Source organism: Tumebacillus sp. BK434 (assembly GCF_004340785.1).
In the GTDB taxonomy this organism is placed as follows: domain Bacteria; phylum Bacillota; class Bacilli; order Tumebacillales; family Tumebacillaceae; genus Tumebacillus_A.
In genome coordinates this window covers 251,517-275,588 of sequence record NZ_SLXS01000002.1, presented here as the reverse complement: position 1 = coordinate 275,588, position 24,072 = coordinate 251,517, and the positions used below count along the sequence as shown (strand labels likewise).

The following is a 24,072-nucleotide window of genomic DNA, read 5'->3' as shown; positions in this document are numbered from 1 at the left end:
GCTATCTATTAACGGCCTACGAGGCCCATGCGGTTGATGACGACGTCGAGCGCTTCGTCCATCGTCGTCAGCGCGCGGGCGGCTGCCGCATATGCTTTTTGGAACATCATCATGTTGGCCATCTCTTCGTCGAGCGACACCCCGCTGATCATCATGCGGCGGCCGTCGATCTGGCGCGCGATGACGTCGGCGTTGTCCTGGTTGCTCTGCGCGGTCTGCGATTTGACCCCGATCTCGGAGACGATCCCGCGGAAGTAGCCTTCGATCGTCGTGTTGATCACACCGCTGGCGTCGTTAAAGGTGATGATCGCGCTGCCGAACGCAGACATCATGATCGCCAGCGAGTTGTCGCCTTGCACGACGCGGTCGGTCGTGCCATCGTTGTACATGCTCATCGACGAGGCGATGTTGGCCGGGTTGGTCAGCATGTCCGGGTTGAGCTTGATGTTGCCGGCGTTGATCGAGGTGCCGTCGCCGACGAAGAACGCCTTGCCGGTCTCAAGCGGCGAGTTCATCGTGTAGCCGAGCTCATGCAGGCCGTTCAAACCGGCTACCAGAATCTCGGTGCCCTTCGGCAGAACGATGCCCGCGTTGTACACGGTGCCGTCCGCACCGCGCACAGAAACGCCGTTCGGCACGGTGTAGTCGTTCGGCAACTTCATTTTCACGTCGCCTGTCGCCAAAGTCTGGGCGAGCAGGTCGAGCTGGTTCTTGTAGTTCGCGACATCGGTGTTGCGGGCGTCGATCAGACCTTTGATCTCGCCGCCCGCCACAACCGGCGCCGTCTCGTTGAGCAATGTGAGCGCGTTCGCCCCGTCGATCACCACGTTGCCGCCGATCGTCAGCGAGTAGATGTTGTCCTGGTCGGTGACTTTGACATCGACGAGCTTGGAGATCTGGTCGACGAGCAGGTCGCGCTGGTCGAGCAGGTCGTTCGGCACGTCGCCGAGCACACTCAGCTCTTTGATCCGGCCGTTGATCGACTGGATCTCCTCCAGCTTGGCGTTGACCGACTTGACCTTGATCTGGATGCTTTCGGTGATGTCGGCGTCCAGCTCTTTCAGCTGCTGCGCCTGGTGGTTGAACGCTTCCGCCACAGCGACGGCGCGCTGGGCGACGATCTTGCGGGCTGCGATCGCCGCGTCCGGCGTCGACGTCTTGGACAGGTCTTGGAACGACGTCCAGAGCTGGTTGATGACGGTGCGGATGCCGGAGTCCGAAGGCTCGTTGATGATCGCTTCGACCTTGGCGAGGATGTCGGCGCGGGACGTCCACTCACCGAGCGTCTTGTTCTCGTTGCGGAACTGCGAGTCGAGGAACTGCTCGCGAACGCGGTAGATCTTGGTGATCTCGACGCCGGTGCCGACCTGGCCCGGGGCGACCGATTTGTTCATGTTCGGGTATTCGAGCGACGGTGTCGCCACGCGGTTGACCGCCTGACGGGAATAGCCCGTGGTGTTGGCGTTGGCGATGTTGTGCCCGGTCGTATTTAACGCGGTCTGCTCGGCGAACAGGGACCGCTTGGCAATTTCCAATCCGAAAAAGGTGGATCGCATCGGGGACAGCTCCTTACACTTTGGAATCGAACATCCGTCGCGGGCTGCCGTCTCCATAAGGAGACGCGTCCGGACGGCCGTATGTCGGGGTCATCATCGTGTTCTCCCCCGCCATCAGGTCGAGGGTGTTCTGGACGTACTGCAGGGACTGCCCAACCAGCTTTTTGTTCAGCTCGTGCAGGTTCTGCACCTGGCGCACCGTCTGCTGGAGCGCTTCGCCCGCCGCGCGGACCTGCAGGCGGTGCACAGGCCCGGCCACGCTCTGCAGCTTCTCCAGCGTCCAGTCCCCGCCGCTCGCAGCGGCGCCAAATGCAGTCTCCAGCGCGCTTTGGCGCTCCGCCTCCAGCTTCTGCGTCGCCGCCACCGCCTTCAATTCCTCCTGCAGAATGTCGGGCAGGTCGTCGACGCGCCCGGCGATCAGCGCATCGCGCTTCTGCTCCTGGACTTTCAACAGTTCCTGATACGCGGCCACCATCTGCTTAATCACGTCCACAACAGGTGTCAGATCGTTCATGCTGCACTCCCTTTTATCTGAAATCTCTTATCGCATAAAAGACTCGTAGAGCTTCTCCGCCACTTTTTGCAGGTCGACTTGATAGGTGCCGTTTTGGATCGACTCCTTCACCGCTGCGACGCGCTCGGCGCGCACAGCGTGGTCTTCGCCGCGCGAGATCTCCAGCGCTTCTGCTGAGATCGTCACACCGTCGCGCTGGCCGCTCGCTGCGGCCGCGCCTTTGTCCTCGCGGGCGCGCTCGGCGTTTTGGTAGGCCTGCAGCCGGTAGATGCGAGCCGTATCGTTGATTTTCATCCTGCTTCACCTCACAAATAAAAAACCGACACAATGGATACCCCTTGTATCGGCCAAAATCAGTTTTCAATAAGTATGTTCTCGCGCCCTGTCGCAAGATCAGCTGAGCTGATCTCACGGATGCTCTTCCATGCTAGTCCTTGCGTCTATGGTAATACGCACCTCGCTGCTGTTCGCTGTTGCGGTGCTCCGTCAGCTCCTGCTTGGTCTGCTCGAACCCTTTGGTCAGGCGGTCTTTGCACGGTTTGCAATACTTCCCTTCCAAAGTCGGGGCTCCGCAGCTCTCGCAGGGATAATGGAGCTCCGGATGGTCCGAAGTCGAAATGCGCCCTTCGCGAATCCATTTGATGATCAGCGAAACGGGCGTCTCCGTGGAATCGCTGAGCTCATAGATCGTGGAGCGGCGGTGTTCCCGCAAGTAATCGCGCACGGCGTAAAACTGACGCTCCTCTTCCATCCGACACTGCGGACAAACATCTAAGTGCGTTTGTTGGTTGTACAGCCGGCCACAGCCCTTACAGTTGGCAAGTCCCATTGTTAGCTACCCTCCCTCACCCATTACAGATTTATTATAGCAAACACAATTGACAGGTTCCATAAGCTTATTTTCCTAGAAATAGCAGAACCGCGTTGTGTCCGCCAAAACCGAGGGATTGACTGAGGGCGAGGTGTACGTGCCGGCTCCGTGCCCGGTTCGGCACATAATCGAGGTCGCAGTCCGGGTCCTGCTGCCCGTAGTTGATCGTCGGCGGCAAGAAGCTGTGCTCCATCGCCAGCAGACAGGCCACAGCTTCCACCGCGCCCGCAGCACCAAGCAGATGGCCGGTCATCGACTTGGTGGACGAGGCGGGGACGCGGTGCGCGGCCTTGCCGAGCGCCTGGCGCAGCGCCCAGGTCTCCCATTTGTCGTTCAGCCGCGTCGAAGTGCCGTGGGCGTTGATGTAATCGAGCTCGTGCGGGTCGCAGCAAGCTTCCTGCAAGGCGAGCCCGATCGCCGTCCGCAGCCCCTCGCCCGTCGGCACGGTGATGTGCGAAGCGTCATCCGTCTGCGCATAGCCGACGATCTCCGCGCAGGGTCTGGCCCCGCGTGCCCGGGCGTGATCGAGGCTTTCGAGGATCAGCACGCCCGCCCCTTCGCCCATCACATAGCCGTCGCGCGCGGCATCAAAAGGCCGGCACGCGGCGGCCGGATCGTCCCAGCGCTCGCTCATCGCTTTCGATGAGCAGACCCCGGCGAACGACGTCGGGGCAAAAGGGGCTTCCGCGCCGCCCGCGATCACCACCTCGCAGACGCCTTCCCGGATTAGCCGGGCCGCTTCGCCGATCGCGATCGTGCCGGACGCACAGGCGGCGGAGACGGTGCCGACATGCCCGGCCGCTCCCGCCAAACGGGCGATGCTGTGGCTGAGCACGCCGCTGCCCCAGACCGGGAAGAGCAGCTGCAACAGCTCCGGATGCTCCGCCTGTAGGCGCTGCACCCCTATTTGCCGCAGGAGGGCGGCGGCGAGTTCCAGCTCCCGCACGACGCCGCGCGAGGTGCCGAGCAAGACTCCGATGCGGCTCCGGTCCAACTTCTCTTCGGACAGCCCCGACTCCCGCCACGCTTCCTGAAAGGCGTGGGCGGCAAACTGCACGACGCGGGGCACCATGCCCGGCAGCCCGCCGACCGGCGGCATTGCTGTCCGCACTTCCCCGCCGCCTTTCGTCGGGAGCTGCGCGGTGTCGAGCTGCTCCAGCAGGCGGATGCCGCTCTGTCCCTTTTGCAGCGCCTCCAGAAAGACAGGCACTCCGATGCCAAACGGGGTCACCGCACCCCGCCCTGTGATCACCACGCGCCTCTGTTTGCTCATGCTGTCCCCTGCCCCTTCCTTACCATCCGTACTGTCTGTTATCCCCTGTAAACACCTGCCCGGAGATCGTGCCCGCTCCCTCTGCGGTCAGCCAGGCGATCAGCCCCGCCGCTTCCTCCGGCGTCTGCATGCGCCCCAGAGGAATTTTTTGCAAAAGCCGGGCTGTCGCTTCCGCCGCCAGCTGTGCGGTCAGCTTCGACTCTGTGACCGAAGGCGCGACGGCGTTGATCGTGATGCCGTGGGCGATCTCTTCCAAGGCGGCCGTTTTCGTCAGGCCGATCAGCGCGGCTTTGCTCGCAGCATAGGCGGTCTGCCCGATGCGCCCTTGGATGCCCGCATACGAGGTGATGTTGACGATGCGCCCGTACTGCCCCCGCCGCATCGCAGGGAGCACCGCCTGCATCAGCAAAAACGCCCCTTTGAGATTGACCTGCAGCACGTCGTCAAAATCGGCCGCGGTCAACTTCGACAGCATCCGGTCGCCGGTGATGCCCGCGGCGTTGACGAGGATGTCGACCCGTCCGTGCTGCTCCAGCAGCACCTGCACCGCTGCGTCGATGCTCGCTCGGTCCCGCACATCGAGCGGCACGGCCAGCGCAGGGATTCCGTGCTCGGCTTGCAACTGCCCGGCTCGCGCAACTGCCGCCTCGCGCTCCGACCGGTACCCGACAGCGACGATGTCGCCCCGGGCGGCCAGCATCCCCGCCACCGCGCCGCCGATCGCGCCGGAACCGCCGGCGATCAGCGCCACGCGGCGCAGGTCCTGCTCAGTCGCGTGTTCGCGCATACCAGATCACCCCTTCCGCCACGAGGGTCTCGCCTTGCCAGACCCGGCCGTGCCGTTTGCCGATGCCCCTTCTTTCCCCGAGCACCGTCACTTCCGCACGCAGCGGGCGGCCGGGCGACGCTTCGGCCAGCAGGCGCATCCCTTCGATCCCGGTCATCAGCGTCCGCTCCCCTTCCGGCCCTCCCGCGAGCACCGCCAGCGCCCCCGTCTGGGCCAAAAATTCCGCCGCGTACCACAGCGGCACCGTGCCCTCGGCCACGGCAGCCGACGGCAGAGCAGAGATCGCCTCCGCCCGCTCGCCGGGCACGATGTCCACGATCTCCTGCACGAACAGAAAAGGCGCCCGGTGCGGCAAAATGCTTTGCACATCCACAATTGTTAACCTCCCGATCACTCCAAGTAGACAATACCAGTCTATAGCAAAAAACCTCCCCGTCGCAAGGGAGGTTTTACGAGCTTGTTATCTCGCCGCCGTCAGCACGTACACGGCCCGCGCGCCTGCGCTGTGCAGCTTTTTGGCGCAGGCGTTGACGGTGGCGCCGGTGGTGTAGACGTCGTCGATCAGGCAGACGATCATGCCGTCGAGATCCTGCCCGGCCGTCTTGGCGAGGGCGACCGAGTTCTCCATCGATGCGAGGCGCATCGAACGGCCGCGCGACACTTGCGAGCGGGACGAGCCTTGCCAGACCAGGCCGGACACGACGGGCAGGCAGATGCGGTCGCTCAGGCCTTGGGCCAAGCGCTCCGCCTGGTTGAAGCCGCGGGCGCGCTCTTTGTCGGCCGCCATCGGGACGGGCACGAGGCAGTCGATGTGCGTGTCGAACAGGTGCGCGGCATACGCTTCGGTCAGGCAGTCGACGAGCAGGGGGAGCAGTTCGAGCCTGCGCTCTTCTTTCAGCTTGAGGATCGCGTCTTTCAGGCGCCCTTCATAGGGGCCGAACGACAGCGCGCGGTGGAAAAAGCGCTCTTTGCGCCACGAGCAATCTGAGCAGATGTCCGGCTCCGGCATCTCGCGTCCGCAAATACGGCAAAAAGGCGGGATGCCCGCCCGCAGCTGAACCGTGCAGGGGGCGCATACCGCCTCGTTGGCATCGGCCAAAGGCTGCTCGCAGAGCAGGCACTGAGGCCGTTTCGGATACACGAGATTCAGGAGACCGTTCCAGAATCCCTTGTTGCTCATTGCTGGTCGAAGATAAAGCCGAGCAGACCGGGGCCGACGTGCGTGCCGATGACCGGGCCGATCTGGGCGGTGGAGATGTCTGCCTCCGGGAATTGCTCTTGGAACTGCGCTGCGACTTCGGCTGCATCAGACGCGTTGTCGGTGTAGACGATCGCCATGGTCAGTTTTTTGCCGGCGATCTGCTTGGCCTTGATCAGCTCGGCGATGCGGGCGAGCGATTTTTTGCGCGTGCGCACTTTTTCGAGCAGTTCGAGCTTGCCGTCCTCGACGTGCAGGATCGGTTTCACCTGCAGCAGGGAGCCGATCAGCGCCGCCGCGCCGGAGACGCGGCCGCCGCGATGGAGGTGTTCGAGGGAGTCGACGATGAAGTACGCCTTGATCGTCTCGACCATCTCGTTCAATTTGGCGACGATCGTCTCCTTGTCCTGGCCCGCTTCGATCATCTCGCAAGCGGTCAGCACGAGGCGGGCCTGTCCGAATGCGGTGATCTTGGAGTCGATGACGGTGATGTCGCCTTCGACCATGCGCGAAGCGGTCTCCGCCGAATGCGCGGTGCCGGACAGCTTCGAAGACAGGAAGATGCCGATGATGCTGTCATGCGTCTCCAGCAGGCGCTCATACGCCTGCACCATCTCGCCGACAGACGGCTGCGATGTGGTCGGCAGGTTCTTCTCCACCGCCAAACGCGCAAAGAATTGATCCGAAGTGATGTCCACGCCTTCCTTGTGGCTCTCCTGCCCAAAGTTGACCATCAAAGACACCACCGTGATGCCGTATTTATGAATCGTGTCGGTCGGTAAATAGGCCGTACTGTCTGTTACGATCGCAATTTTGCTCATTATGTACCTCCTGAAAAGTAGAGGATAAATTCTGATATCTATTCCCTATTATATCTTAAATACTTCAACCGTCCAATGTGGTTTTCCCCGCATCAAAAAACAGCACCGGCAGGTGCTGTTAATTCGCCTCATACGCCAGCTGCAACAGGCCGCGCAGCTCGTCGTCGAGGTCTTCGCGCTGCTCCAGCGTGAATTTGAGCTTCATCCGCTCGTTGAAACCAAGTCCTTTCGACGGCTCCAGGCGGTCGGAGGACATGCCGTCAGGAAGGGCAACGCCGATGTGGAGTTTGCCTTTGTGGGGCTTGGCGACGGCGAATTGCTTTTTCTTGTAGAATGGCACGTAGGTCTTGCAGGGGCGCGCTTCCACGCCTTCGCCAAGCGCTTCGATCTCCGCTTTCACAAAATCATAGACGTCGCGCAGCGCTGCGTTGTCGCCTTGGAACTGGGCGTCGACCAGCTTGTCCCCGTCTTCGTAGATCGAAGCGATGCTGCCGCCGTCGAGATGGTTGAGGATCAGGTAGGCGGTGCTCTGCCCGAGGCCGTACTCTTCTTTCAGCCACTTCAGGCGGCCTTTGCCTTCCGGGATGCCGTCGCGCTTCGCTTTCTCCAGCCACTCTTCCAAGGTGCGGCCGGTGCGCTTTTGCATGCTTTGGATCATTTTTTCTTCCATGTTGCGGACCGATGAGGACATGATCAGCTCTCCCTTGCGCATTCTTCTCTCCCCAGCATACCGCTTTCCGACAAGAAAAACAGCACCCTACTTCGGTGCTGTTTTCGGCAGTGTGATCGCAAACTCGCTGCCTGCGCCCACTTCGCTTTTCACTTCGACATGCCCGTGGTGACTTTCGAGGATGTGCTTCACAATCGCCAGGCCTAAGCCTGTGCCGCCCGAACGGCGCGCACGTGCCTTGTCCACGCGATAAAACCGCTCGAACAGCCGCGGAAGGTCTTCCGCCGGAATTCCGACGCCCGTGTCGCGCACTTTCAGCACGACCGTATCGTCGCCTTGCTCCGCCACCGAAACGTACACCTGACCGCCCGACGGCGTGTAGGCGATGGCGTTGCCGAGCAGGTTGATCAAGATCTGTGCGATGCGGTCGGAGTCGCCTTCGATGATGAGCGGTTCGGCCGGCAGCGCCGTCTCCACGCTCAGCCCCAAGCTCTCCGCCTGATGGCTGTATTTCTCCGCCGTCCGTCTGACCAGCGCGGCGAGATCGAACGGCTCGAAATGGAACACCGTGTGCCCCGATTCGATCTTGGACAGCTCCAGCAGGTCGGTGACCAGCCGCTTCAACCGCTCCGACTCGTCATGGATGATCTGCAAAAACTGCCGCGTGATCGCCGGGTCGTTCAACGCGCCGTCGAGCAGCGTTTCCGAAAAGCCTTTCACCGCCGTAATCGGCGTGCGCAGCTCATGCGAGACGTTGGCGACAAACTCGCTGCGCATCCGCTCCAGCTGCCTCCACTCCGACACGTCGTGCATCAGCACCACCGCACCGGCGATCCGCCCGTTGTTCGAGGAGACCGGCGTGATGTGCACTTCCACCGTCCGCTCGACGGGGCGGTGCAGCGTGATCTCCTTTTTCTGCGCCGTCCCGACCAGAATCGCTTCGTCGATCATCGCCGACAAGCCGAACGTATAGCCGGCCTCCCAGTGCCACTTTTGCAAAAGTTCGTCTGCCGTCGAGCCGATCATCCGCTCGATCGCCTGGTTGACCAGCGTGATCCGGCCGGAGCGGTCGACGACGATGACGCCGGAGACGAGATGCTTCAAGATCCCTTCCAGCTTGCCTTTCTGCTGGGTCAGGTCTTCGATCTGATCGGACAGTCGGGCCGCCATCGCGTTGATCGAGTCGGCCATCACCCGCAGCTCATCCCGCCCGCGCTGGTGAATCCGCTCGTCGAACGCCCCTTCGGCGATCTTGCGCGTCGAGGAGGTGATCGCTTCGATCGGCGCGGCGATCCCGTGGGCGAAGCGCAACCCGAACAGGCTCGCCACCGCCGCCACGATCAACAGCGACACGCCGATCCGCCCCCACAGCGCCTGCAAGGTCTCGTGCGCGCCTTTCATCGGCACCGCCATCCGCAGCACGGCGACCGGGCCGTGGTCGCCGTAGACCGGCACCGCCATGTGCATCACGTTGTAGGTCGAATACTCTACTTTGCGCACGTGCATCCCGACATTGCCTTCCACCGCCGCCGCGATCTCCGGATAGTCGAGCTGGTTGCGCCGCGTGTCAGCATCGCCCAAGGTGTCGAGCATGACATCTCCCCGCAGATCGAGCAGCGTCACCCTTGAGGAGGCCGACATGCTCGTCTGGCGCAGCATCTCATGCACGTCTTCCTTCTGGCCCGGCGTGTCGTACGTCGCGAGCATCGGGGCCACCCACGTCGCGAGCAGAGACGTCTCTTCTTTTAGTTGCGTCTGCAGATTGTCCATGTACAGCTTCTCGATGAACTGCAGCATATACACCCCGAAAATCGACAGGGCGAGCACGATCAGCACCATGTAGGTCACGACAATCCGCCAGCGGATGCCCCGAATCATCTCTATTCACCCCGGACGAGCTTGTAGCCGACTCCCCGCACCGTTTTGATAAACTCCGGCTGTTTCGGGTCGCGCTCCAGTTTGTCGCGCAGGTGCGAGATGTGCACATCGACGATGCGCGTGTCCCCGGCAAACTCATAACCCCAGACTTTGTCGAGCAGATGGTCACGGCTCATCACGCGGCCCATGTGCTTGGCGAGGTAGTGCAAGAGCTCGAACTCGCGCGGCGTCAGGTCGACTTTTTCCCCGCGCACCGCCACTTCGTAGCGGTTGACGTCGACGACCACTTCGCCGCAGTGGAACACGCCTTCCTCGCTCGAAGCGTCATCGCTCATCCGGCGCAGCACCGCTTTCACGCGCGCCACCAGCTCGCGCGGCGAGAACGGCTTCGTCACATAGTCGTCTGCGCCCATCTCAAGCCCGAGGATGCGGTCGACCTCGTCATCTTTTGCCGTCAGCATGATGATCGGCGTGGTGATGCCGTCTTTGCGCAGGCGCTGGCAGAGCTCCATCCCGCCGATGCCCGGCAGCATCAGGTCGAGCACCATCAGATCCGGGCGCGGCATCTCCGCCATGATCTCCATCGCCCGCGTCCCCGAGTCGGCTGTGATCACCTCAAAGCCTGCCTGCTGCAAGTTGTACTCCACCAGTTTCGAAATCGATTCTTCATCATCTACGACCAGCACACGCGTCATCCCAAGACACCTCCGCAAAAGTATAGCTACGACTCCAGTTCCGCCCGTTCCCTCTGTGGTTCTTGCCCTCGCACCCGCTCCGCCAGCCGGGTATAGCGCCGCTGACCATCCTGGCTCTTCACCGCCGTTTGCAACGCCGGTTTCGTGCCGACGAGCACGACCAGCTTCTTCGCCCGCGTCACGCCCGTGTAGATCAGGTTGCGCTGCAGCATCACGCGGTGCTGCATCACGACCGGCAGGATCACGCACGGGTATTCGCTCCCCTGGCTCTTGTGCACCGTCACCGCATAGGCGAGCGACAGTTCCTCGAGCTCGGTGAGCGCATAGGTGATACAGCGCGGCTCTTGGTCATCCGGATAGGCCACGGTCAACTCGCCTTCTTCCGCATCGAGCGCCGCCACCCGCCCGACATCGCCGTTGAACACTTCTTTTGTATAATTGTTTTTCGTCTGCATCACTTTATCCCCGACGCGCAAGATCCGTCCGCCGTGCGTCAGCTCGGCCTTCTCTGCCGCCGCCGGGTTCAGCGTCGCCTGCATAGCTTCGTTCAGCGCTTCGACGCCGACCGCACCGCGCCGCATCGGGACCAGCACCTGAATGTCCTCGACCGGGTCGGCTCCTAAAAATCCGGGCAGGCGCCGTGCGGCCAGATCGAGCACCAATTGCAGCAGCGCTTCCGGCCGCCCTTCTTCGAGAAAAAAGAAATCGCCGTCCTTCGCCGTCTCCGGCAGGAGCCCGCGGTTGATGCGGTGGGCGTTTTTGACGATCAGGCTCTCCTGCGCCTGCCGAAAGATCGTCTGCAGCCGCACCACCGTCACCGTACCCGATTCGATCAGGTCCTGCAGCACGCGGCCCGCGCCGACGCTTGGCAGCTGGTCGATATCGCCGCACAGCACCAGCCTGGCGCCTGAAGGCAGCGCGCGCAGCAGTTGGAAGAAGAGCAGTTGGTCGATCATCGATGCTTCGTCGATGATGAACACCGCCCCTTCCAGCGGATTCTCTTCATCGCGCTGAAAGCGCAAGCCTTCGCCTTCAACCATCGCATATTCCAGCAGGCGGTGCAAAGTCTTCGCTTCCACTCCGGTGCTTTCGGTCATCCGCTTGGCGGCGCGCCCGGTCGGCGCGGCCAAAGTCGGCGTCACGCCTTGATGTTCGAGGGCGGCGATCATCGCTTTGACGGTCGTCGTCTTGCCCGTGCCCGGCCCCCCGGTGATGATCACCAGCCGTTCGCGCAGCACCGCCGCCACCGCCTGCCGCTGCAGCGGGGCCAGTTCCATGCCCTGCTCCGCTTCGATGTCTGCGATCAGCCGCTCGTCGTCCTGCTCCTCGCCCTCGTCCAGCGCGATCTGCACCGCGCCGTTTTGCAGCGTGCAGATCTTCTCCGCCGATTTCAGTTCGGCAAAATAGAACCCGGTCAGATAGACCAGCCGCTCCGCTCCGACCGGCTCCACGATCACGCCGCCGGAGCGCTCCCCGGCCAATCCTTCCAGCATCGCCGGCAGCAGGTCGCGGGCGGCGCTTCCGAGCAGCGATTCCGCCTTGGCGAACAGTTCGCGCTCCGGCAAGAAGACATGGCCTTCATCGGCGCCTTGGCGCAGCACATGTTTCAAAGCGGCGCGCAGACGCCCCGGCGAATCGGGCGGCAGGCCGAGCTGCAGTGCCAGCTTGTCGGCCGTCTTGAACCCGATGCCGTGCACGTCCTCGACGAGGCGGTACGGGTTATTGCGCAGCACGTCGAGCGCTTCCTTGCCGTAGCGCTTGTAGATCTTCGCCGCGATGCCAGGCGTGATCCCCCGCGCGCTGAGATAGACCATCACCGACTGCACGCCCATCTGCTCGCGCAGCCCTTGGCTGATCCCTTCCGCCTTTTTCTGCCCGATGCCTTCGATCGCCAACAGCCGTTCCGGCTCCGTCTCGATCACTTGCAGCGTGTCCGCGCCAAACTGCTCGACCAGCTTCTTCGCCGTCTTCGGGCCGAGCCCTTTGATCATCCCCGAGCACAGGAATTTCAAGATCGCATCTGACGTGACGGGCAGCACCCGCTCGAACTCGTCGAACAAGAGCTGCAGACCCCATTTTTCATGGCGGCTCCACGTGCCCGTCACCCGAATGTTGTCGCCTTCCTGCGGACCGATCAAAGTGCCGACGATCACCGCGCTGTCCTTCTTGCCGGTCTGCAGCGTGGCGACCGTGTAGCCGTTGTCGTCGTTGTGAAACGTGATTTTTTTCAAAACGCCTTCCAGCGTCACGCGTTCATTCGGGAGCAACCCCATCCGCAAACACCTTCTCTCCGTCCCTAGCCTCTCCAAAAGAGATTCGCGACAGAACTCCCGGTGTCCTGCTCGTTAGTGGTTAAGCTCTTGACGAACGCCGGAGATCATGTAGATCACCCATTCGCCGATGTTGGTCGCATGGTCTGCGATGCGCTCCAGCATCCGGCAGACCATCAAGAGCATCACCGCCTGGCGCACGTTGGCCGGGTCGGCTTGCATCATCTCTTCGAGCTCGAGGAAGATCTGCTTGAACAACGCGTCGACCGCGTCATCCTTTTGGGCCAGCGCGCGGGCGATCTCGAGGTCTTTTTTGACGTACGAGTTCAGCGCGTCGCGCAGCATGTCTTTGGTCATGTCGGCCATGCGCGGGGTGTCGACGAGCGGCTTGAGCAGCTTTTCGCCTTGCAGGCGGAGCGTCGTCTTCGCGATGTCCACCGCGTGGTCGCCGATGCGCTCCAGATCGGTGACGATCTTCATCGCCGTGCCGATCACGCGCAGGTCGGACGCCATCGGCTGCTGCAGCGCCAGCAGGCGCAGGCAAGACGACTCGATCTCCACCATCATCTCATTGACTTTGTCATCGCCGGCGATCACTTGGCGGGCGATGCTCTCATCGACCTGAGCCAGCGATTTGACGGCGAGGAAGATCGCCTCTTCGACCATCACGCCCATCTTCAGCAAATCGCGTTGCAGTTCTTCGAGCGATTGATGAAATCCTTTGCGGGTATCCATATGCATACGCCTCCCTGTTTGCTTTTGATCAACCAAAACGGCCGGTGATGTAGTCTTCGGTGCGCTTGTCGGTCGGGTTGGTGAACAGCTGATCCGTTACGCCGTGCTCGACCATCACGCCGTTCAGGAAGAACGCGGTCGTGTCGGAGATCCGTGCTGCTTGCTGCATGTTGTGCGTGACGATGATGATCGTATACTTGTCTTTCAGCTCCTGGGTCAGCTCTTCCACTTTCAGCGTCGAGATCGGGTCGAGCGCCGAGGTCGGTTCGTCCATCAGGAGCACTTTCGGCTCGACGGCGAGCAGACGGGCGATGCACAGGCGCTGCTGCTGGCCGCCGGAGAGGCCGAGCGCCGACTTGTGCAGGCGGTCTTTCGCTTCTTCCCACAGCGCCGCTTGTTGCAGGGAGCGTTCCACGATCTCGTCGAGCTCCTTTTTGCGGCGGATGCCGTGGATGCGCGGGCCGTACGCGATGTTGTCATAGATCGACATCGGGAACGGATTGGGACGCTGGAAGACCATGCCGACGTTTTTGCGCAGGTGCACCACGTCGGTGTCGCCGCCGTAGATGTTCTCGCCGTCGACGAGGACTTCGCCGGTGATCTTCACGCCGGGAATCAGGTCATTCATGCGGTTCAGCGTGCGGAGCAACGTCGATTTCCCGCAGCCGGACGGGCCGATAAACGCGGTGATCGAGCCTTCCGGGACGGTCAGATTGATATCGAACAATGCTTGGTTCTCGCCGTAGAACAGGTCGACGCCTTGCACGCGGATTTTCTCTTGGGTTGCCACATTCGTTGCAGATTTCATAGCAGTTCCTCCCCCTTTTGGTCGGTCTTATTTCCCGGATGCTTTGCGCTGCAGGTAACGGCTCGGCAGCGCGATCAGCAGATTCATCAGCAGCACGACGAGGACGAGCAGGGCGGCGGTGCCTTCTGCGATCTCCATCGCGTCGGGCACGAGCGCTTCGGAGCGGATGTACCAGAGCTGCACCGACAAGGTCGCCCCGGATGCCATCAGATCGAAGTCGGGTGCAAAACGCGACACCGACACGCCCGCCGTAAAGATCAGGATCGCCGATTCGCCAAGCGCGCGGCCGGCGACGAGCGTAATCCCGGTGACGAGACCTGGCAGCGACGTCGGGATCAGCACTTTGCGGATCATCTGCCACTTGGTCGAGCCGAGTGCTAACGACGCTTCGCGGTACGAATCGGGCACGGCGCGCAGCGTTTCTTCCGTGACGCGCACCAGCACCGGCAGATTGAGCAGCGCCAAGGTCAGCGCACCGCCCAGAATCGTGAAACCAAGGCCAAAATAGGTGACGAAGAGCAGCGCCCCGAACAGACCAAAGACGATCGACGGAACGGATGCAAGCATTTCGGTGGAAAGGCGCACCATATCGGTGAACCAGTTTTTCTTCGCGTATTCGGCAAGCCAGATGCCCGCCCCGATGCCGAACGGCAGCGAGAACAGCAGCGAGAGGATCAGAATGTAAAACGAGTTGAACAGCATCGGGCCGACCCCGCCGCCCGCTTTTACATCTTCCGGTTTGCCAAACATGAAGTCGGGCGTCAAATGCGGCACGCCGGCCGACAGGATGTACCAGAGAAACCAAGCGAGCACGCCGAGAATCAAAAATCCGATCGCCCAAAAGAAACCGGTCGCCAGCTTGTCTGTCAGTTTGGTGTTCATCTATGCGTCCCTCCTGCGTGCGACGATGCGAATGACGAGAATCAAGGACAAGGAGACGAGCAAGAGGATCAAGGACATCAGGAACAGCGAGTTGTTGACCGTCGTGCCGAAGATCGACGCCATCTCTTTAACGATCTGCGTGGTCAGGACGGACGTCGGCTCGCCGAGCCCTTTCGGCAGCACCGGCGCGTTGCCGATGACCATCTGCACCGCCATCGCTTCGCCGATCGCGCGCCCCATCCCGAGGATGACCCCGGTCAGGATGCCCGGCATCGCCGCCGGGAGCAGCACTTTGCGGATCGTCTGCCAGCGCGTGGCGCCGAGCGCATACGAAGCTTCTTCCAGCGCGCGCGGCAAGGTGCGCAGCGCGTCTTCCGAGACGGAGAGGATCGTCGGCAGAATCATGATCGCCAAAATGACCGCCGCCGGTCCCACCCCAAAGCCGGGTTGGCCCGGAAACGTCTTCGCGAACCACGGCACGAAGATCAAGAGACCGATCAAGCCGTAGACGACAGACGGAATCCCCACAAACAGGTCGGCCGCCGGGCGCATGATCTCGCGCATCCAGTTCGGCGCGATCTTCGCCATGAACACCGCCCCGCCGACTGCGACCGGCACCGCCAGCAGCAGCGCAAGCCCGGTGACCAGGAACGAGCCGAGAATGAACCCGGCCGCGCCGTACTCGCCTTCGGACGGCGTCCAGTTCGTGCTGAAGAAAAACTCCGCAATCCCCGCCTGCGGATCGGCAAACGTCTGCAGCCCCTGCTTGCCGACAAAGAGGATGATCCCAAAGATGATCAGTGACACGAAGACGGCGCTGCCCACGAACAGCCAATGCATCATGCGGTCGGAGCGGCGGCGCAGCGCGTTGAAGCTGCCTGCCGTTTCTTTTGTTGCCATGTGTTTACCCCCCACCTAGCTTTGTCTTTCTATAAGTTGTAAATTAACTGAATAATTTGTACAAATTTTACAATTTAGTCAAAACACAGGGGCAGGGACGGGCCTTTGCGCCGTCCCTACCCAGATCCTAATCGGGTGTGTTACTTTTTCAGTTGGCCGATCGGGATGAATTTCAGAGCTTCGACTTCGTTCTTTTGGAACTCGTCAGACAAGATGTAGTCGAGGAATGCCTGGCTGACTTTGTCCGGCGTGCCTTTGGTGTACATGTGCTCGACGGAGAACAGCTTCCAGGTGCCGTTCGCGATGTTTTCCGGCTTGTATTCCACGCCGTCCAGCTTCAGAACTTGGATCTTGGCATCCGCGTACGGTGCGTCCATGTAGCCGATCGAGCCGGACGTTTGTTCCACCGACGTTTTCAGCGCGCCGGTCGAGTCTTGAACCACAGCGTCTTTCGCGAAATCTTTGCCTTTCGGGATCAACGCCGATTTGATGTACTTGCGGGAACCGGAGGATTCCGCGCGGCCGATGATCGTGATCTTCTGGTCTTTGCCGCCGACGTCTTTCCAGTTGGTCACTTCGCCGGTCAGGATCTTCGCCGCCTGTTCGGAAGTGATGTCACCGACGGTCACGTCTTTGTTGGTGACCAGCACGAACGGTGCGATCGCGACTTGGTGGTCGACGAGGCCTGCATCTTTGTACTCATCGCCCGCTTCTACGTCGGAGTTGCCGATATTTACAGCGCCTTCTGCGACTTGCTTCAGACCGGTACCGGACCCGCCTGCCGCAACGTCGATCGTGACGCCCGAATGTTTGTCTTGGAATTGGGATGCCGCGTGCTTCACGAGCGGCAGCAGTGCCGAAGAGCCAGATGCCGTGATTTTGCCGGAGAGTTCTTCCTGCTTCGGAGCGTTCGAATCACCGCCAGTATTTTGGTTTTGGTTCGGTTCTGCTTTACTTCCGCAACCTACCATCAGACCAGCAGTCATCGTTGCGATCAAACCGATCGTCATCGCCTTTTTCGACACAGTTGCAAACACTTGAAAATCCCCCTTCAGGAGTTCGATGTTTTGTTTGGTGTTGCTTACAGTTCTTATCGTACCAGCGCAAGGTAAAGCTAGTTCGGTCGCTGAGTAAAGGGTTTGTAAATTCCGATCGGATGATACGCCCCGCAAGCGAACAAGGTGAATGCAAACAAAAAAGCGCCCTGCCCCGCGACGGGACAAAGCGCTTTCCTGTTCAATTCAATTCACAGCCACCTGCTCCTGTCCGTGCAGGCTGTGCAGCAGAGCTTCAAACTCCGGCGCCGGCACAGGGCGCGAGATCAGGTAGCCCTGCATCTCGTCACAGCCGCGCTCGCGCAGCATCTGCCGCTGCACGTCCGTCTCGACGCCTTCGGCGATGACCTTCAGGTTGAGCGAGTGCGCCATGGCGATGATCGCCGTGGGAATCGCCACGTCCTGATGCTCTTCCGTCATGTCGCGGACGAACGACTGGTCGATCTTCAGCGTCTGGATCGGGAACTTCTTCAAATAGTTGAGTGACGAATACCCCGTGCCAAAGTCGTCGATCGAGATGCCGATGCCGTACTCATTGATCTCGTGCATCGTCAGGATCGCCCGCTCCACGTTGTTCATCGTGATGCTCTCCGTGATCTCGAGATTGAGATATTGCGGCTCTAAGCCGGTCTCCTGCAGGATCTTCTTGATCATCGCCACCAGATTCGGCTGACCGAACTGGGCGGCGGAGAGGTTGACCGACACGCAGACCGGCGGGAACCCCGCATCCTGCCACGCCTTGTTCTGACGGCAGGCGGTGCGCAGCACCCATTCCCCGATCGGGATGATCAGCTTCGTCTCTTCGGCGAGCGGAATGAACTCGCCCGGCGAGACCATGCCCCGCTCCGGATGCCGCCAGCGGATCAGCGCTTCCATGCCGGTGATGCGCCCGGTCATCAGGCAGACCTGCGGCTGGTAGGCGAGAAAAAACTCCTCCCGCTCCAAGCCTTTGCGCAGGTCGCCGGCGAGCAGCAGCCGCTCCGCCGCGCGGGCGTTCATCTCCGCATCGTACAGCTGGTGATGGTTGCGCCCGGCCTGTTTGGCATGGTACATCGCCATCTCCGCATTGCGGTACAGCGTATGCACATCGCTGCCGTCCTCCGGGAAGCGCGAGATGCCGAGCGAGAGGTTGATGAACAGCTCCTGATCGTCCACTTGCAGCTTCTGTTTCATCACGGCAAAAATCTGCTCGGCCGCCTGCAGCGCATGATCGGTAACGCTGGCATCCTTTTCCAAAATGATCACAAATTCATCGCCGCCCAAGCGGTACAGCCGCATCCCGGACGACAGATGCGCGCGGATCCGCTTCGCCACCGCCGTCAGCACTTTGTCGCCAAAGGAGTGGCCGAGCGAGTCGTTAAACATCTTGAAATCATCCAAGTCAAAAAACAGCACCGCACCGCGCGTGCCTTTCTTCTGCGCCGTGTCGATCGCAGCGGCCAGATGCTCCATGAACAAGACGCGTCCGGGAATCCCCGTCAAGTTGTCGGTGGTCAACTGCTGATACAGCTGCTCCGACAACTCCCGCTCATTCTCCAGCCGCTTCTGCACATTGTGGTAGATCATCACCAGCAGATACAAGGCGTACACCGTGGCGGCGACACAGGTCAGACCGATCACGTCGACCACCGCTTCGGCCTGGCGGAACCTATCACCCTCAAAAAACTTTAAGAAAAGTGCGATCAACGAAATCAAAAAAATATAGCCATTCGCCAGATAGACTTTCATTCGCAGCCGGTCGGTCACCACATCATACTCGGCAAACAGATACCGGACCATCAAACTTGCCATCACGAGCGCATAGATCACCAGAACCCGCAGCGTGACCACTTCCTGATTCGGCTGCGGCCCCCACGACCAGCCAAACAACGCGGCGGCGCGTGCCGCTTCCAGCATCCACACGACCGCCATCACACACCCAAAAGAGAGCACAGCGCTGGTCACGATGCGAAACACCGAGCGGCTGACTCCCATCTGCTTTTCGATCACCCGTTCACCTCCAGCCCCCATTGCCAGCTCCATGCATATTTACGCTTCATCTACATGAATTTGAGAGTTTACAGAATCTTTGACACTACTATTATAGTAAAAATATCTGCGAAATACCAGTATCGCTTTTACACAGCGTTAATACTCTTTATTTTTCTATAAAATTATTTTGGGAAAAAATCGGGCAGAAGCTTATGACGCTTCTGCCTCGACTTGAAACCGCGATATCGAACGTTGGAGCTCCGCCGCCATTTTGCGCAGGCGATCGGCCGATGCAAACACGTCCTCCATGGAAGCCAGCTGCACGACCGACGCTTCAGCGCACAGTTGCGAGGAAGCGGCCGATTCCTGAGAGATCTGCTTCACCACGTCCACGCCGGCTGCCACTTCTTCCGAGCGGCGCGACATCTCCTGCGAGGCGTTGGTGATCTTCTGCACTTGCACCGCGACATGCTCGGCCGCCTGCAAGATGCGCTGGAACGTTTCGCCTGCCCGGTCGACCAGCACGATGCCGGCCTGCACCTCTTGGGAACCTGCGCCCATCGCCTGCACGACGCGCTGTGTCTCCGCCTGCATCTCGCGAATCAGTTCGGTGATCTGCCGGGCTGACCCTTGTGACTGCAGGGCCAGTTTCGACACTTCGTCGGCGACGACGGCGAACCCCTTGCCGTGTTCACCTGCGCGGGCCGCTTCGATCGAGGCGTTTAAGGCGAGCAGATTGGTCTGGGCGGCGATCCCGGTGATCACTTCGACGATCTTTCCGACCTGCTGCGAGCGCTTCTCCAGCGCCTGCACCGCCTGAGCGGTCGTGCCGGCCGTCTGGTTGATGAAGTTCATCTGGCGGATCGTCTGCTGGATCGCCAGGTTGCCTTGTTCCGCTTCCTGCGCCGTCTGGGCCGATTCTGCGGCGACACCGTGCGAGCGTTTGACGATGCGGGCGATCTCATGCGCCATCGCGTCCATCGCCCCGGCCGATTCCACCGCCGACTCCGCCTGGGCGTCCGCGCCGGAAGCGACCTCTTGGATCGTCGCTGCCACGTGGCGGATGCCTTCCGACGTGGTCTCCGCGTTCCGGGACAGCGCTTGCGACGCGACGGCCACCTCGCCGGCGATCGCCCCGACCTGTCCGATCAGGCGGTGCAGGTTGTCGATCATCGAATTGACCGCTTCGCCCAAGTCTGTGATCTCTTTATAGTCATTCCGGCTGCCATACCGGCTGTGCAGCTTGCCGCCGGCCACTTCCCGCATCAGCTTGCGAATCGCCAGCAGCGACTGCTGAATCTTCCGCGTGTAGAACCAGACCCCGAGATTCCCGATGACCAGTGCGGCTCCTGCCAACAGCAGCGTCAGATTGCGCAGTTCGGTAAGCGATGCAAAAATCTGCTCGTCCGACACCGCCGCCACATAGACCAGATTCCGCTCCGGCACAAATTCAAACGCATAGGTCCCACCCGCGCCGAATCCGCCATCGGCCATTCCCGCCGCTGCTCCTTCGTCCCCTTGAGCGCCGGTTCCACCTGCAGATGCATTCCCTGTTCCAAAGTCGCTGCTCTGCAGAATCCCCGACTTTTGCTGGATGATCTTCGCTTTCAGCTCTTGCCCGATCTGCAGAGCATTTCCCCGCTCCAGCGCAGGTTCGCCGTCGGGGCGGAGCAGTGTCGACTGCACGTGCCAGCCGATCTGCTCGAAGGAGCGGAGCCCGTTTTCCACGACGTATGTTGCTTCCCGCTCGAACATGCGGGAGTCGGACGTCTGCAAGAGAATCCCCACTTGCTTCGCCGTCTGTGCAGCGTGGCCTTGCAATTGAAAATCGGCGCTTCGCTTCAAGTCTTTCGCCAGCACCGCGTACACCGTGCCCCCCATCGCCAAAACGACAAGAAGCAAGAGCGCGGACACAAACAGCGTGAGCCTAGTTTGCACCGAAACGCCCTTGCTTCTCTTTTTCTTCACCATGATGTAAGCCCTCCCCCGGATGGTTGCTACTTCCAGTATGGCAAAACAACATGAAGAAATGATGAACCTTTTGTAAAGCCTGCATCAAACACCAGATGCTGCATATACTAAAGTACGGACGACATCACCAGTGTTGCGAGTGACTTTTTCATTACATGACCTCCTTCTTTTCTAATAATCGACTCCTTCCACCCGGAAGGAGTCCTTTTTTCGGTGTAAAACGCAAAATCCCCACCATGCAAAAGAGCCCTCTACGAGTTGGGGACTCGTAAAGGGCTCCTTTGTGTGGGGGGTAGGGGGATTACAAAAAGGGTAAATGAGTTATGCTACCCGATGAGTCACTGCTGATAAAAAAATCCACCTTCGGTGGGTTGCCGAGGCGGATACTTTGCAGACTGTGGGGTAACAGTCCGCGACCGTATCAATCAGCAACCTGGCAATCATGGTCAACTTAGGGAGAGTTGACGTTAGACCCATGGCTTTGCGTCGCCGCTTTTCAGCGGGTTTGCCTTTATTGATTGACTCATCTTATGGCTTTATTATATGCTCGGGGCATCCCGCTCGTACATAGGTCTAAAGTCCCGTTTTGTTCAAACCGTTTCATCGCTCCAAAACGCTGCCAGCGTCGGCACCACTTCCAGCGGCGAGACTTTGCCGCGCAGGTCGAACAAGCAGTGCACGCTGCGCCCGCGGCTGCCGAACAGCGCCGGCAAGGACAGAGCCGGGTCTTCGCCGCCCGCGCGGATCAGGCTGACCGTGCCCCGCTTTTGCGCGATCGACTCGACGATCTTGACCGTCTCATCGCGCGACCCGCAGTCGATGACGACCACTTCGAGCTCGCGTCCGCAAAACGGTTCGGCTGTCGTCAGCGTCCGGAGGATGCCTTCGATGTAAGAGGCCCCCTCCCGCACGATCAGGATTGCTGTCACCGGCACTCCCCGCCGGTTTCTCTGCGCCATAAACCGCACAGCTTTCCACAGCGCCATAAAGATGCCATACAACGCAAATCCCCAAATGAAAAGAGCGAGCACTCTTGACACCTCCTTGCAGGGTTGTAGTGTCAATATATGCCGCTCCGTTCGCCCACGTGCTTTTTGCCTATAATTTCACCCAGCAGCGTTTTGCCGCGGTGATCACCGCCTGTGTGCGGTCATCGACCGACAGTTTGCCGAGGATGGAAGAGACATGATTTTTCACCGTCTTCTCGGAGATGAACAGCGTCTCGCCGATCGTGCGGTTGCTTTTGCCTTCCGCCATCAGCTTCAGGATCTCCATCTCGCGCTGGGTCAGAATGTCCTGCCATTCGGAAGACAGTTCCGGTTCCCCCTGCTCGAAGTCGCCGTCATACACCTGGTTGGACAGGCGCTTGAACTCGTCGAGCAGCTTGGTGGTCACTTGCGGATGAATGAACGAAGAGCCGCCTGCCACCTGGCGCACCGCTTCGACCAGCACATCCGATTCAACGTCTTTCAGCAGATAGCCGTTCGCGCCGGCGCGGATCGTCTCGAAGATGTACGCTTCATCATCGTGGATCGACAGGATCAGAATGCGGATGTCCGGGTCGGCCTCCTTGATCAGCCGGGTCGCTTCCACGCCCGTGCGCTTGGGCATGTTGATGTCCATCAGCACGACCTGCGGCTTGATCTCGAGCACCAGACTCACCGCCGCTTCACCATCGCTGCATTCGCCGACGATTTCCATATCATCCTCCAGCTCAAAAATGCGACGCAGCCCCTGGCGAAACAGCGTGTGGTCATCCGCCAAAAAAAGTTTGATCTTCTGATGTTGCTCCATGACGATCGCCTCCCTTAATCCGTGATCGGTAACGTGATGTGTACGCGGGTTCCCTTGTTCGGTGCGGACTTGATCTCCACCTTGCCTTCGAGCAGTTGGATGCGCTCCTTCATTCCGATCAGGCCAAAATGCCCGTCTTCGCGGCTCTGCATCGCTTCCTCCACGGCAAACCCTACGCCGTCATCATCTATATGCACTGCGATTTGCTTCTCGGTTAGTTCCAATTTGACATTGGTCACTTTGGCCTTGGCGTGTTTCCAAATGTTGTTCAGCGCTTCCTGCACGGTGCGGAACACCGCCACTTCCAGCGCGGAGTTGAAGCGCCGCTCGCGTCCGAACACCTTGAGCTCGGTGATCACCTTGTGCTTGTCCTGAAAATCGGCGAGATAGCGGCGCAAGGTCGGCACGATGCCCAAGTCGTCGAGCGCCATCGGGCGCAGGTCGAAGATGATCTGGCGCACTTCCGACAGCGAGGCGCGCACCATCTCCTTCAGTTCGCGCAGTTCCCCGCGCACCTTGTCCACATCGCGGTCGAGCATCCGCTCGCAGATCTCGGCGCGCAGCACGACGTTCGCCATCATCTGCGCCGGCCCGTCGTGGATCTCGCGGGCGACGCGCTTGCGCTCCTCTTCCTGCGCCTGGATGACGCGCATGCCGAGGTACTGGCGCTGTTCGGCGTTTTTCAGTGCGGTGCCGAGGTTCTGCAAGTCTCCGGAGAGATAGGAAAACGCGATCGACAGCTGGGTGACCAGCGCTTCCGCCTTGTGGATCGTCTCCTCCAAGTTGCGCAGCCGGCGGTCGAGATCGTCGCGGCGGGCGCGCAGCGCATCCTCCCGTTCGCGGGTGACGAGCAGTTGCGCCTGCAGCACGTGCGCGGCGTCATACGATTCCTTGATCGTCGCCTCTGTATATTTTCCAAAGTCCTGGCTGACCTCCACCAGCGTGCGGCGGGCGAGGCGGTATTGCGCCTCCAAGCGGTCAACCTCCTGGATCGTCTCCTGCACTTGTCTTTGCACGATCGCAGATTCATCGCGCAGGGCTTGGTGTTCCTTGCGCGCGCTTTCGGCGATCTCAAAGACCTGATGTTTCCCTTCCTCGATCGCCAGCAGGGTGCCCTGTATGGCCTGGTCGAGAATCTTGGTGTCAATATCGTGCGCCAACGCAGGCGACCCCCTCGAGTGCTTCAAAGCGGTGATCTATAATAAATTCCATGTGTACGATTATATTCCTGCTAATAAAAGAAAAGGGGGGCGCAGTTGGGTAGGACTGCGCCCCCAGTGCAATGGGGTAAGGGTGATATATCATAGGGTACGATGTTCCCCCCGTTTTTATGGGGGAGTCGCTCAAAAACTCGCAAAAATTTTTTTGAACTATACTCAATCGACTTCTTCCGTAATTTAGGCTGTAAGTTTCGACAAATTCC

Annotated in this window: 23 protein-coding genes and 1 riboswitch; all 23 genes read right to left on the bottom strand. The window is 60.5% G+C overall.

All coding sequences use genetic code 11. The annotated features are described in order from the left end of the window. Nucleotides 1–8: 8 nt before the first annotated feature. The gene (gene flgK, locus EV586_RS05765; RefSeq protein WP_165898342.1) at nucleotides 9–1,556 is read right to left on the bottom strand and encodes a flagellar hook-associated protein FlgK; all 1,548 of its coding nucleotides are present in this window, start codon (nucleotides 1,554–1,556) and stop codon (nucleotides 9–11) included. 13 nt (nucleotides 1,557–1,569) lie between these two features. Further along, nucleotides 1,570–2,070, bottom strand: coding sequence for a flagellar protein FlgN (locus EV586_RS05760; RefSeq protein WP_132944125.1), 501 nt, complete (start codon nucleotides 2,068–2,070; stop codon nucleotides 1,570–1,572). A gap of 27 nt (nucleotides 2,071–2,097) precedes the next feature. Next, a complete protein-coding gene (gene flgM / locus EV586_RS05755; protein WP_132944124.1) occupies nucleotides 2,098–2,364 on the bottom strand; it encodes a flagellar biosynthesis anti-sigma factor FlgM in 267 nt (88 codons plus the stop codon). A 133-nt stretch (nucleotides 2,365–2,497) separates the two neighbouring features. Continuing rightward, nucleotides 2,498–2,899, bottom strand: coding sequence for a flagellar protein (locus tag EV586_RS05750; protein WP_132944123.1), 402 nt, complete (start codon nucleotides 2,897–2,899; stop codon nucleotides 2,498–2,500). A 67-nt stretch (nucleotides 2,900–2,966) separates the two neighbouring features. Beyond that, complete coding sequence (locus EV586_RS05745; protein ID WP_132944122.1) at nucleotides 2,967–4,214, bottom strand: beta-ketoacyl-[acyl-carrier-protein] synthase family protein; 1,248 nt, start codon at nucleotides 4,212–4,214, stop codon at nucleotides 2,967–2,969. A gap of 19 nt (nucleotides 4,215–4,233) precedes the next feature. Beyond that, nucleotides 4,234–5,001, bottom strand: coding sequence for an SDR family NAD(P)-dependent oxidoreductase (locus tag EV586_RS05740; protein WP_132944121.1), 768 nt, complete (start codon nucleotides 4,999–5,001; stop codon nucleotides 4,234–4,236). Then, nucleotides 4,982–5,374 (bottom strand): 3-hydroxyacyl-ACP dehydratase FabZ family protein, encoded by a 393-nt coding sequence (locus EV586_RS05735; protein WP_132944120.1) that lies wholly within the window; start codon nucleotides 5,372–5,374, stop codon nucleotides 4,982–4,984. Before EV586_RS05735 ends, EV586_RS05740 begins: the two co-directional genes overlap by 20 nt. A gap of 87 nt (nucleotides 5,375–5,461) precedes the next feature. Beyond that, nucleotides 5,462–6,142, bottom strand: a complete 681-nt coding sequence (locus EV586_RS05730; protein ID WP_132944119.1) for a ComF family protein — start codon at nucleotides 6,140–6,142, stop codon at nucleotides 5,462–5,464. Nucleotides 6,143–6,177: 35 nt separating this feature from the next. Next, nucleotides 6,178–7,020, bottom strand: coding sequence for a DegV family protein (locus EV586_RS05725; RefSeq protein WP_132944118.1), 843 nt, complete (start codon nucleotides 7,018–7,020; stop codon nucleotides 6,178–6,180). Between the two features lie 118 nt (nucleotides 7,021–7,138). Next, complete coding sequence (locus tag EV586_RS05720; protein WP_165898340.1) at nucleotides 7,139–7,711, bottom strand: DUF5655 domain-containing protein; 573 nt, start codon at nucleotides 7,709–7,711, stop codon at nucleotides 7,139–7,141. Nucleotides 7,712–7,777: 66 nt separating this feature from the next. Next, the gene (gene pnpS, locus EV586_RS05715) at nucleotides 7,778–9,568 is read right to left on the bottom strand and encodes a two-component system histidine kinase PnpS (protein WP_132944116.1); all 1,791 of its coding nucleotides are present in this window, start codon (nucleotides 9,566–9,568) and stop codon (nucleotides 7,778–7,780) included. A gap of 2 nt (nucleotides 9,569–9,570) precedes the next feature. Continuing rightward, the gene (locus EV586_RS05710) at nucleotides 9,571–10,263 is read right to left on the bottom strand and encodes a response regulator transcription factor (protein ID WP_132944115.1); all 693 of its coding nucleotides are present in this window, start codon (nucleotides 10,261–10,263) and stop codon (nucleotides 9,571–9,573) included. A gap of 26 nt (nucleotides 10,264–10,289) precedes the next feature. Next, the gene (gene recD2, locus EV586_RS05705) at nucleotides 10,290–12,536 is read right to left on the bottom strand and encodes an SF1B family DNA helicase RecD2 (RefSeq protein ID WP_132944114.1); all 2,247 of its coding nucleotides are present in this window, start codon (nucleotides 12,534–12,536) and stop codon (nucleotides 10,290–10,292) included. 72 nt (nucleotides 12,537–12,608) lie between these two features. Next, a complete protein-coding gene (gene phoU, locus EV586_RS05700; protein WP_132944113.1) occupies nucleotides 12,609–13,268 on the bottom strand; it encodes a phosphate signaling complex protein PhoU in 660 nt (219 codons plus the stop codon). A 28-nt stretch (nucleotides 13,269–13,296) separates the two neighbouring features. Then, entirely contained in the window at nucleotides 13,297–14,076 is a 780-nt protein-coding gene (gene pstB / locus EV586_RS05695; protein ID WP_132944112.1) for a phosphate ABC transporter ATP-binding protein PstB, read from the bottom strand. 27 nt (nucleotides 14,077–14,103) lie between these two features. Beyond that, nucleotides 14,104–14,958, bottom strand: a complete 855-nt coding sequence (pstA, locus tag EV586_RS05690) for a phosphate ABC transporter permease PstA (protein ID WP_132944111.1) — start codon at nucleotides 14,956–14,958, stop codon at nucleotides 14,104–14,106. Further along, a complete protein-coding gene (gene pstC, locus EV586_RS05685) occupies nucleotides 14,959–15,858 on the bottom strand; it encodes a phosphate ABC transporter permease subunit PstC (protein WP_132944110.1) in 900 nt (299 codons plus the stop codon). It lies immediately after the preceding gene. 140 nt (nucleotides 15,859–15,998) lie between these two features. Then, complete coding sequence (locus tag EV586_RS05680) at nucleotides 15,999–16,895, bottom strand: phosphate ABC transporter substrate-binding protein (protein WP_132944109.1); 897 nt, start codon at nucleotides 16,893–16,895, stop codon at nucleotides 15,999–16,001. 204 nt (nucleotides 16,896–17,099) lie between these two features. Next, nucleotides 17,100–18,902: a putative bifunctional diguanylate cyclase/phosphodiesterase gene (locus tag EV586_RS05675; protein ID WP_165898338.1), complete on the bottom strand. Its 1,803-nt coding sequence runs from the start codon at nucleotides 18,900–18,902 to the stop codon at nucleotides 17,100–17,102. A gap of 192 nt (nucleotides 18,903–19,094) precedes the next feature. After that, the gene (locus tag EV586_RS05670) at nucleotides 19,095–20,855 is read right to left on the bottom strand and encodes a methyl-accepting chemotaxis protein (RefSeq protein WP_132944107.1); all 1,761 of its coding nucleotides are present in this window, start codon (nucleotides 20,853–20,855) and stop codon (nucleotides 19,095–19,097) included. 424 nt (nucleotides 20,856–21,279) lie between these two features. Next, nucleotides 21,280–21,375: riboswitch (cyclic di-GMP riboswitch) on the bottom strand. A gap of 70 nt (nucleotides 21,376–21,445) precedes the next feature. Then, nucleotides 21,446–21,886 carry a glycosyltransferase family protein gene (locus tag EV586_RS05665; protein ID WP_132944106.1) on the bottom strand — a complete coding sequence of 147 codons (441 nt, stop codon included), beginning with the start codon at nucleotides 21,884–21,886 and terminating at the stop codon, nucleotides 21,446–21,448. A 67-nt stretch (nucleotides 21,887–21,953) separates the two neighbouring features. Then, nucleotides 21,954–22,649, bottom strand: coding sequence for a response regulator transcription factor (locus EV586_RS05660; protein WP_132944105.1), 696 nt, complete (start codon nucleotides 22,647–22,649; stop codon nucleotides 21,954–21,956). Between the two features lie 14 nt (nucleotides 22,650–22,663). Continuing rightward, complete coding sequence (locus EV586_RS05655) at nucleotides 22,664–23,809, bottom strand: sensor histidine kinase (RefSeq protein WP_132944104.1); 1,146 nt, start codon at nucleotides 23,807–23,809, stop codon at nucleotides 22,664–22,666. Nucleotides 23,810–24,072 lie beyond the last annotated feature (263 nt).